At 43.7% G+C, this 9713-nt stretch carries 11 protein-coding genes and 1 pseudogene; all 12 read right to left on the reverse strand.

Annotation, left to right across the window (positions count from 1 at the left end; genetic code table 11):
- Nucleotides 1-110 precede the first annotated feature (110 nt).
- Complete coding sequence (locus H6G76_RS35325) at nt 111-3785, reverse strand: plasmid replication protein, CyRepA1 family (protein WP_190710846.1); 3675 nt, start codon at nt 3783-3785, stop codon at nt 111-113.
- Between the two features lie 320 nt (nt 3786-4105).
- Nucleotides 4106-4537: a hypothetical protein gene (locus H6G76_RS35330; protein WP_190710847.1), complete on the reverse strand. Its 432-nt coding sequence runs from the start codon at nt 4535-4537 to the stop codon at nt 4106-4108.
- Between the two features lie 179 nt (nt 4538-4716).
- Entirely contained in the window at nt 4717-5310 is a 594-nt protein-coding gene (locus tag H6G76_RS35335) for an alpha-ketoglutarate-dependent dioxygenase AlkB (protein ID WP_190710848.1), read from the reverse strand.
- A 479-nt stretch (nt 5311-5789) separates the two neighbouring features.
- Nucleotides 5790-6686 carry a hypothetical protein gene (locus tag H6G76_RS35340; protein WP_190710849.1) on the reverse strand — a complete coding sequence of 299 codons (897 nt, stop codon included), beginning with the start codon at nt 6684-6686 and terminating at the stop codon, nt 5790-5792.
- A gap of 42 nt (nt 6687-6728) precedes the next feature.
- The gene (locus H6G76_RS35345; protein WP_190710850.1) at nt 6729-7187 is read right to left on the reverse strand and encodes a DUF1392 domain-containing protein; all 459 of its coding nucleotides are present in this window, start codon (nt 7185-7187) and stop codon (nt 6729-6731) included.
- Nucleotides 7184-7438, reverse strand: coding sequence for a hypothetical protein (locus H6G76_RS35350; protein WP_190710851.1), 255 nt, complete (start codon nt 7436-7438; stop codon nt 7184-7186). Before H6G76_RS35350 ends, H6G76_RS35345 begins: the two co-directional genes overlap by 4 nt.
- A gap of 40 nt (nt 7439-7478) precedes the next feature.
- A complete protein-coding gene (locus H6G76_RS35355; RefSeq protein ID WP_190710852.1) occupies nt 7479-7682 on the reverse strand; it encodes a hypothetical protein in 204 nt (67 codons plus the stop codon).
- Between the two features lie 112 nt (nt 7683-7794).
- Nucleotides 7795-8610 carry a hypothetical protein gene (locus tag H6G76_RS35360; protein ID WP_190710856.1) on the reverse strand — a complete coding sequence of 272 codons (816 nt, stop codon included), beginning with the start codon at nt 8608-8610 and terminating at the stop codon, nt 7795-7797.
- Nucleotides 8611-8724: 114 nt separating this feature from the next.
- A complete protein-coding gene (locus H6G76_RS35365) occupies nt 8725-8922 on the reverse strand; it encodes a hypothetical protein (RefSeq protein WP_190710853.1) in 198 nt (65 codons plus the stop codon).
- Between the two features lie 21 nt (nt 8923-8943).
- Nucleotides 8944-9141 carry a hypothetical protein gene (locus H6G76_RS35370; RefSeq protein WP_190710854.1) on the reverse strand — a complete coding sequence of 66 codons (198 nt, stop codon included), beginning with the start codon at nt 9139-9141 and terminating at the stop codon, nt 8944-8946.
- Nucleotides 9134-9529 carry a hypothetical protein gene (locus H6G76_RS35375; RefSeq protein ID WP_313934890.1) on the reverse strand — a complete coding sequence of 132 codons (396 nt, stop codon included), beginning with the start codon at nt 9527-9529 and terminating at the stop codon, nt 9134-9136. The genes H6G76_RS35370 and H6G76_RS35375 overlap by 8 nt, the downstream gene beginning before the upstream one ends.
- A pseudogene (locus H6G76_RS35380) lies at nt 9507-9713 on the reverse strand (hypothetical protein); the annotation flags it as partial. The gene H6G76_RS35375 and the pseudogene H6G76_RS35380, both read right to left, overlap by 23 nt.

A 9713-nucleotide genomic window follows, 5' to 3' on the forward strand; every position in this document is an offset into this window, starting at 1 on the left:
CTGAATTTTAGAGAATAAGCATAACAACGCAAACTAAACTACCGCTTTCCTCACACACCACAAATTTACAACCGTCTGCAAGTAGTTTATCATCGTCAAAATCCCACAACTCACCCCATCCATTCCATCCAATCGGGAGCCTGTGCCACCAATTGACCAAACATTTGCGGTTGGTTTTCTTCCATCTGCACCATCACCCCCCATCTTTCATCAGGAGTTAGGGAACTTAAAAACTCTTTGACTGCATCAACCCCAGTTTCTAACCGTTCCATTAACCGCGTAGTATAGGATTTAACCTGTTGCCACCATGAATGTATGGGATTGTCTTTTCCGTCCATACCCCCCCAATTATTACTTTCACTTTCATTAACGGGGGGGTTGGACGCGTTGAAAGAGGCTGGGGAAGCAGGGGAAGCAAGGGAGGCTGGGGAGGAAAGAACGTTATTATTAAATGAATTTTCTCCCCCCCTGCTGCACCTCTCCCCCTGCCCCCCTGCACAAGATATGCCGTACATAGTCTGCAATCTGGCAGCATGAGCCTCATTCCGCTCCTGTTCTTCTTGCAGTCTTCGCTCCCTCTCCTCACGCTGCCGTTGCCGATACTCCAAAACCTGCTTCGCAAACTCCACATCTTTGGAGTTGAGTCGATAATACCGAATCCGCACGCCCTTCCCATCAGGCCGTCTTGATATGGTAGACAAACCAAGTTGCAAAAGATACTGGCTTAATATCCATACGGGTGATTCATCTAGTGGGATGGTCAAATTGAGAATCCCCTTAATATGTGGCACATTGCGCTTGGAGAAATCTGCCATTGCTGTGAGCGTGGGTTCATTCCCGATAATCTCCAACCCGGCCATCAAATCCGTCAATATCGCCTGTAGTCCCAAACGATGACGTATTAACCAGGATGTGGAGTGATTGCCCCAGTCTGTACAAATGGGTAGGCGATCTCGCTCTGATTTATCCCGTTGGGCAACTACATCAGGCGACGTAAGGACTTCTCGCCCGTGTTCGTCAGTAATGACTTTTCCTGGGGAAGCTAAAATTCCTTCGAGGGCAGTCAACTTTTTAATCAACCGCCCACCGTCATCTTTCTTGACTAACTCAGGAGTGACGGTCATGCCGTAAGTATCCCGGATGCGGAACTTCTCGCATTCTAATGCTTCCTCTGGTTTGAGATAATCTTGATGTTGTCTAGCGGTATAAGTCCTTCTATCGATATCCTTAGCATTGGCCACTTTTTGATAATGCTCTTGATCAATAGCATTCCCCGCAGCCTTCATCCAACGAGCCGCCCATTCATCAGGAGTATCACCAGCAGGCACAATCGTATTGCCCATTTCAAGGAGGAGCGATCGCAAGTCAGCCCGTAAATTATTGATAGACCAATTTCGTTGTGCTTCAATCTGGCAAGATGTATCCAAAGCCCAATCCTTCTCTGCCCCACGAGAGCCTGTTTCTTTGTCGATGCGGATGAGGAAGGCAGTCATTTCATTTTTCTGGAGAATTTTTTCCTTAATATGACGGGCGTTGGTGTCGGCATAACCAAAGGGAGGATGTGGTGCAACCCAAACGTGCATGGGGACATTTGGACGATACCGCCACAACTGTTGAGCGCATTCGGTGGCTGATTGCGAAACAGCATGAAATACACCAAACACTGCATCAAAATGATATGTGGAAATGTCAACACCCGTGCCGAGGCTGGGGGTAGCTAACAGAGCATCAATATCTTGAATAGCAGTATTAATCTCACGAATGAAATAAACGTTTTCGTCACTGCCGCTATTTTCGGAATGAATTGTCCAAATTCGCAACTCTTTATCTTCGTCTGACTCTGGATTATCATCATCTGGTAATGGCTTAAGCCCATTCAACGCTCTTTCCAACTTTTTGATGAACCGCTTAGAATCGCTGACCAGCATCACCTTCTTGCCTAACAAAAGTTGTGCGTGGAATGCGGCAACAATTGCGCTACTGTTGGGGCTTTCGTACCAATACACTTGACGACCACCAGAGCGATACTCGTTCTTGATAATGTATGGTTGTTCGCCTTGGGGTCGCATTTTCATGAAGAAGTCGATGGTCAAATCATCCAGGTGGGCATCTGCTAAAACAACTAATTTGGCGTTGTAGACTAAGAATTCTAAAACTTCTAAGATAGCCCCCCGGTGTTCTTTGCAAGTTTTGGATTTGAGCAAGTGAGCCAGATATTGACAAGCTTCATCGATAAATAGAACGTCATAAGCTTGCAAATTATTCGCCATCTTATATAAAGAGTCTACAGTAATGCTGAGAGCTTTGGCTTTTGCCCAGTACCCAGATGCTAAAGCAGAATACATTTCTGTTTTTAGGCGATCGCTGAGGTTCTTCAACAGACTTACTCGATGCCCGTTGTTCAAAAAGCTCAAATCTGGGTTTTCTTTTCTGAGAGTGACCAAAATTTCCGTTTTACCTGTCCCCATATCCGAAGCTAAACACACCACCCCAGATTTTGGCAATGTATGGATGGCTTCGGATAAGTAACGAGTATTGACGGTAATATCGGGTTTGTACTTCTTCAGACCTCTGGGTTGTTTGTAGAAAAACCGCTTCTGATATTCTTGCAGAGTCAGAGCATCAGCAATCATGGTAGCGACTGCTTTTTCGGCTTTGCTGCCTAATGCCACAACCCAATCGTCAATTCCTTTTTCTGGCCCTGGTAATAATGCAACTTCGCATTCGTAATTGAGATCGATGATAGTATTACCAGTACGACGTATGGCTTGAAAAACTTGCCATTGCGTTTTGGGTTTGGTTTCGTAGTCAAACAAGATGATGAATTTTCTTCCTTCTTGCGCCATTGGCACTAAATCGGGATGCAGTCGCTCGAAGTCTTCTTTACCTACTCGACCGTTCCAAATCCCTGGTAGTGCGATCGCTACATAGCCCAAGGACAACATACAACCTGCCTTTTTTTCTCCCTCTGTAAGAAATACGGGAATCTGAGGATGTGACAAAACCCAAGCCCAAAAACCGATTGCTTCGCCTTCTGGAGTAACAACAATGTTTTCTGGCATTGGGACATCATAGCGAAGAGATACCTTTTGCCAGATATGCAGGGGAACTCTAAAATACGTGACGCGATTGGGGGTTTTTGGTGGGGATTCGTATTTGATGACTTTGAGGGAAGAAGCAGGGGAGCAGGGGGGCTGGGGAGCAGAGGAGAGGATTTCCCCCCTGCCCCTCCGCACCTCTGCCCCCCTGCTAGATTCATCCCATTCGAGTCGAGGAGTATCAGGTTTCATCCGACCCCACTCCATCGGCTTCCAATCGTTATGAGGGTCGAGTCCACTTGACCACCATGCACTGTCTATGTGAGCGTATCGTCTCAATTCACCATCTCGTAACCGTCCATCGTTACGTCTAGCGGTTGGGGGTAGAGCATACGTTAGATACTCGTAGATTTCGTCTCCCTCAAGAGAACGGACATTGAGAGCGGTGATTGTGGGGTCAACTGCGGAATCTACTACCCATTCATGCCAATGTCTTGGCGATAGCTGACAATTTGGATACTGATCTGCATCGATAATGTTTGTCTGATAATCAGTTTTATTGTGCTTGAGTAGTGGCGGTAAATTGAGGTAAGGTTTCGTGAGTTGCTGGTAATTACTGATGATATTTGCAATCTTTTTTTCTGATTGTTCGTTGATCTGATTATCGGTAGTTGGTTGAGAACTATCGGACACTTGAGGCTTGCCGTAGTTGGGGTCTAATTGACGGCGGCGTTTACTTTCCCCCATGATTTTAAACTCCTTGAAAGTGAACGAGAACGAATCGTTTGTTGTGTAACAGCAGTAGTATTCGGTTTGGTCACAAGAAACAGAATTGCTCCCGGTTTGGAAAATAAGGCAGTGTAAGAGTGCATCCGGGAGCAAATATTCAGACCAAGCCCCGTCGGGGTTTTGAGTGTGGTGGTTCAAGCCCCGTCCAATTCAGTCTTTACTACAATTACTTAGTCACATCCACACCTTCTTTTTGACCTAAATGCAATACAACCAGAATGAATTGTTGATACTATTTGTGGTTGCATTAAAGAATTCAGTCTTGACTAAGTTCAGGATCAATCTTTGTTTCCTGAGCAACTATCTAAAAAGTCTAAAATTACAAGTTTTTCCATAGTTGCTATGACTGTGACTTCCACTATGGAAAAGTCAGGCGACAGCAGCATTAACAGGTCAACTTCCGGATCTAATTTTCGGATTCTGTAAGCGAGTTGTTTGTTTTTGGCAACAAGCTGTTTGTAATCCTTCCAACTATTACAGGTAATGATAATTGTTAAACCAGAAACGACTTTGAATGGATTAACTTGCCATGCCCCACCTGGTCTCCGGAAAAATTTCGCTGCTGACAGAACACTTTGCAACTTGCCCTGACTAAATGAAAGAACAAAATTTTTAATCCATGCCTCAAATTTTTTTATTTCGGTTTGAGCAGAGGTAAGATTAGGATCTGTAGGGTTAGGATGTGATAAACAACGTTTAGCTATTCCCATATAGGACTCCTTTAAGATGAGAATGAATCAAGTTGAGTTGCTATATTCGAGGAACTGAGGTAGGAATTGGCACAGTATTTTGGTGCTATTTTGTTGTATGAAATTCTGATTGCTGATTCCTTGTTGTTAGTACAAATGAACTAAGCAAGGATATTATACATGATGAAAGAGAATCACAATTATTTACCTCCAACGTGCGGTCGGAACGTCAGATTGATCCTCGTCCGCACAACTTTGGTCGTTTTCGGAACCTGATGCACGTGAGTCGATTGGCATCCAGAGTGCATCAACAGCAGACTGCCGTGTTCCAACCAGAAATCCGTAGGACGGCCACCTATCGGTTTAATCTGGAATTTACGAACAGCACCAAGGCTAATGGAGGCGATCGCCGGATCTAGTCCCATTGATGAGTCATTGTCCGAATGCCAACTGATGGAATCGGAGCCTGTACGATATTGATTACCGATAACGATGCGGAAGTTACAGCCAGTGAACGCAGTAATTCTGTCTCTTAATTCGGCTAGTGGGTCAGTCCAGGGCAGTGGTCGAAGCAGTACACTCTTGGAGTAGTAATTACATCCTTTGTCACCGTACAAGCACTCCAAACGAGGAACATCAGTTGTCTTGCCCAGCATTCTGATTTGATTCTGTTTCCATTGCAGTCCCAAGCAGTGCTGATATAACTCGTTTGCTTCTTGGATGGACAAGAATTGGGGGTAGTAAGTGACAGGTAGGATTGGTGTGGATTCGGGAAATAGCGTGAGTTGTTGCATATTGGGGTTGCTTTGATTTGAGTCAAGGGTTAGTGTTGTCCGGTGCTTGAGTAGTTGAAGCGAGAACTGGTACCCTAAGATTGAATTCGGGACAATTACACCACACTGCGATCTCATTCAGCTAAAGAGTGCGGTCGCTTTTCAGTTGTTGAGTAGTGCTAGTTACTTGCTCAAAGCTGGGCATATCGTTCTCCTGAATCTGAAAGAGTTTGAAACAGTAGCGATTGTGTATCTGGATGATTGTTTTAGTTTTTGGAAGAATGCGGAATTTAGATGGCAAACGTGAATAACTAAATATCCAAGATGTCCCTCTCGCAATCGCTGCTGTTTGGTGTGCGGTTGCTTTTTACTGTTTGTCTCTTGCCATACAGTCATCTCAAAAGATTTTTAGCCTTGGAAGAAAAACTGATACACTAACGAATGAATGCTTAAGCACATACCATCCTTGCGCGATCACTCTTTGTACTGAGTGATCGCTCTTACTTTTTGACTAGCCGCATCCCCTTCTTATTACTGAAAGCCCCAGCCTGCCTTAGTGCTGCTGTTGGGTTCGGGTGTGCGAAAAACTCCTCGATGGCTTTAGTTAACCCCGAAGCGATCGCTGGATCATGGCAAGCGTAGATATAAACTGACTGTTGAGTGCCGTTGACAAGTCGCGTTTCTTGGCGAGATCCTAAATGTGGGTAAAACGTGCGAACCCATGTACCCAAATGCCCCCGGTAATGCGAACCATGCAGAGGTACTTTCTTGCCAAGCTCAATTTCTGCAAAGTTCACAACGCCTAACCATTTTTCAGAAGTCCCACAAAGTGCTTGCCTGTTGTGTTCGGCTAACAAGTTGGCGGCGAAGTCTTTGAAATGCTGCTCAATGTAGGGGTTGAGCTTTCCTCCGGTGAGGTCAGCCAAAGTCTTCATCGCCTCAACTAAAGTTTGCAACCGTTGCTCAACTGGAGGCAGGGCAGGGGTGGGTGGTTGTTGGGGTTGCTGCTCTTTCTTTGTCCAGCCCAACTTTTCTTGAATCCAGGCTCGAATACCAATAGTGTTGAATGAACGGCATACCAATCTTGCTTGGGTGTTGCAATACCTGCCAGCTTCAAAGGCGTAGTATTCTATGATGATTGCGATCGCTATATCTGGAATACCATCAGTGCGCCATGAATTTAGGTCGGCAGATGAAAACCCTTGTGCCATAAGCATAACAGCTAATTTTGATGGTGCTGGGTCGGCACTTGATTTTAAAGCTTTTCTGATAGATTCATCATCCACCCCAGCCAATCTTGCAGTCGCGCGAAGACTTGCTTTAGCTTTACCCGATGGGTCAACTTCTATTTCTTGTTTAATCTGTTCAATGATTTGGGCGATTTCAATCTGTGACATAGTTTTTACTTGTGTGATGAGTAGAAAGTGTTGTGTTTGGACTTAGACATTCACCCGCACTAAGTCTTCTTCTCGTACCAGTGAGAATCTATTGGTCATAGTCGATGGTGGAGAAAAACTAGGTGAAGCCAACTCGACCAAATAAAACCAGGACTTCTCGATTAGTTCAATCCCTAGAATTAACCTTTGCTTTGTGCCGTGATTGGGGAATTGCAACATGACGCGATCGCCCAACACAAAAGCAGGTTTAGTCAAAATGCTTGGTTGTATATGCCCAGTGCCGATGATCTGATGTTTTGTCGAGTAGATGATGTCTTTTTTGATATCGACAGCATAGTCCCAACCGTCTTGATACCATTGCACCCCACAGCAGTAGCCGAATGTGCGATTGCTCTTGATGTAGACTTTCTCAAACAAGTTGACTTCTACAGGTGGGATGTTTTGACCCCAAGGTGGTGAGAGAAACCAGCATCTTTCTAAGTCGGTGATTTGTTCTGTCATACTTTCCTCTTCAAAAAATACTTAACTGCTTCGGAATCTAAAGATGCAATCCGTTTTTTAATTTGATGTGGAGGATTTTCTAAAAACTGTTTAAGATTCCCTGGTTTAACTTGATAGTATTTAGGACAGCTTTGATTTGCTTTGAGCCAGCCTCTTTGAATCCAGTGGCGAACAGTTAATAAATTCAGCGAAAGAATACTGGCGATTTGATGGCAGGTATAATTTTCTGGACTTGTCAAAGTTTTAGTCATAAATGCTCCCTGCGAATTTGATATAGAGAGAAATTGATATTTATTGCGCTTGTTGAATCTCACTAACAATCCGTGCGCTAATAGATTCAAAATCAACTTTGAAAATGTTCAAATCAGTCTGCATTTGACCACTGTTATAAAGGTCTACTATTTGCTGCTTAATAACTTCTCTTGATAGCCCATCTGGAATATTGAGGTGAGCTTCGCTTGTGATTTTTTCAACTACAGTAACTATGACTTTCATGCGATAATTCCTTGTGATTCATTGATGTAGGGAAAAATCAAAAAGCATGGGTGCAGGATATAGAATATGAGGATGAGTTGATATTCCTCCTGCCCCTTGCCTTTTTTAATCCTCATGCTGCCCCAGCTTTTACCCCTTGTAACTGCTGCATCCATGTCTTGATTGCTGCTAGTTCATCACTTCCACTAGCAACCACATCAATCACTTGCTTTTGATAAGAAGATTCGGCATCATTCGGGTTTTCAAACTTATCAGCAGCCCACGCCAAGCACATCGTTTTTACTAGAGAATCAATCTTGCTGGCAGGAAGTAAACTCGGACGGTCAACATCTTGAAACTGCAAATATTCCCGTACTAAATCAAGTGGATAATTCAACAAAGTCCGAATCTGTTTCACTCGTACATCTTGAGGATGCGGTGGCTGTTCTGGTGTTAATGGAACCGATGCAGATGTTCCAGTTAACCGTGATTGAATCTCAGTGATCAGCGATGCCCAATCTGAATTCGGGTTCCATTCTTTGCGAATTCTGACTTTCGTTGCCGCGTCATATAATCGGCAGAAAACCGTATTCTTTTCTCCAGCCGTAACAGCAATAATTAAAGGTTTGGAAAAATCTTGTACAAGGGATGCTGATAATAAAAATGTCTTGGCAAAATTAGTGTCTATGCCTGTGCGGATAATATAAACTTCATCAGCCGCTATAACAATATCTAATTTATTGTTGTCGTTACCTCTAAATTCTTTGGTTGTTATTCGTAATTCTAATAAATAACCAGTTAAAGCCTGTTGATGTACTGGGATTGTTTTATTTTGTTCAACTATGAAGTTATACCAAAGAAATGATTCACCGCTTGATTCCCCATTTTTAACGTACAGATAAACGGGTTCAGGGGGGTTGCAAAAGCCTAGTTTGATTTCAGTATTCATTTGCCCTCTAAGATTGCTTGGATTATGTAATAATGAAATTTCTCTAGCAAAACTAAATTTTCTGCCACTGGCAATCGCTTCAAGATAAGCACTCATTGAAGCGATCGCTTTTTCCTAATCAGCACCCTGGGATACAATTGCAGGCTGTTGATTTGCTTCCAGTTCGCATTTCAAATACGAAAGTGCTGTTTGAGCATCACCAACTGTTAAGTCTGGCTGATAATCAAGTGCTTGGTAATCGGGATGTTTTTCAATCTGAGATATCAAATATTGGGCAGACTCAACTAATAGCAACAAATGCGGTAAATCCATTTGAGTTTCTCCCTTTTGTAATTAAAACTTCTCGACAACTGCCAACAAAAACCCGTGACCAGTGTTTTTGATTTGCGCCTGTTTCTCGTCTAATAAATGCTGAATGATTGTGTTAGAAAACTGAATCCGATGCAGAGGAATAGCACCACCCGAACCTTTGAGCGATCGCAGTAGTCTTGCAGCAGTCCGTTCCACGTAATAATCGACAACTTTAGCCATCGCTTGAACCTCCTGTGATAGCCACTAGTTGCTGCTGAAGTGCTTTGATTTGCTGTTGATGTTCTTCGATTTCTGCTTGTAGCTGCTGCTGTATTTCTTCAATGGAAAGCGTTTGAATCTGGTCATCAGAGTAATGCCGAACTTCATCAGATTTCTTGTCAGGAAGTACCGTATACCGCCAAGAATTACCGTACTCGTGAGCTAACTGTGTTCCAGCAGGCTTGTACTCTAAGCCAATGACCATGCCCTGCTGAGTACACTGCCCGAATGTGAATCTGGGGTATTCCAAGCGGCTGGGAATACTAATGGTGGGTTGCATAAATTTGCTGATGATTGAGGGATTTTGAATTGATTTGAGTTCTGATTTACGCTGCAATGTTTTTGTCATTTGCGTTGGACAGACTTGCAGCTAGGAAAAAATCATCAAGTGCCACTACTGCGTTCAGTGGTTCGGCGTACTGCTGATTATCAATTTCGTTTGACCAATGCGTTAAATGCTCAAAAACCAAACCCAGCATCTGTTCACCCTTGTAAATTCGGTAGAGCCTGGGACAAGCACCAGAACAGTAAAT

The sequence above is a fragment of the Nostoc sp. FACHB-152 genome, from assembly GCF_014697475.1.
Classification (GTDB): domain Bacteria; phylum Cyanobacteriota; class Cyanobacteriia; order Cyanobacteriales; family Nostocaceae; genus Nostoc_B.

Coding starts and splice junctions, on each gene's coding strand:
- H6G76_RS35345 (WP_190710850.1), bottom strand. CDS start 7,187: ATGACAGAACAAATCACCGACTTAGAAAGATGCTGGTTTCTCTCACCA.
- H6G76_RS35335 (WP_190710848.1), bottom strand. CDS start 5,310: ATGCAACAACTCACGCTATTTCCCGAATCCACACCAATCCTACCTGTC.
- H6G76_RS35375 (WP_313934890.1), bottom strand. CDS start 9,529: ATGACAAAAACATTGCAGCGTAAATCAGAACTCAAATCAATTCAAAAT.
- H6G76_RS35350 (WP_190710851.1), bottom strand. CDS start 7,438: ATGACTAAAACTTTGACAAGTCCAGAAAATTATACCTGCCATCAAATC.
- H6G76_RS35340 (WP_190710849.1), bottom strand. CDS start 6,686: ATGTCACAGATTGAAATCGCCCAAATCATTGAACAGATTAAACAAGAA.
- H6G76_RS35360 (WP_190710856.1), bottom strand. CDS start 8,610: ATGAATACTGAAATCAAACTAGGCTTTTGCAACCCCCCTGAACCCGTT.
- H6G76_RS35370 (WP_190710854.1), bottom strand. CDS start 9,141: ATGGCTAAAGTTGTCGATTATTACGTGGAACGGACTGCTGCAAGACTA.
- H6G76_RS35330 (WP_190710847.1), bottom strand. CDS start 4,537: ATGGGAATAGCTAAACGTTGTTTATCACATCCTAACCCTACAGATCCT.
- H6G76_RS35355 (WP_190710852.1), bottom strand. CDS start 7,682: ATGAAAGTCATAGTTACTGTAGTTGAAAAAATCACAAGCGAAGCTCAC.
- H6G76_RS35325 (WP_190710846.1), bottom strand. CDS start 3,785: ATGGGGGAAAGTAAACGCCGCCGTCAATTAGACCCCAACTACGGCAAG.
- H6G76_RS35365 (WP_190710853.1), bottom strand. CDS start 8,922: ATGGATTTACCGCATTTGTTGCTATTAGTTGAGTCTGCCCAATATTTG.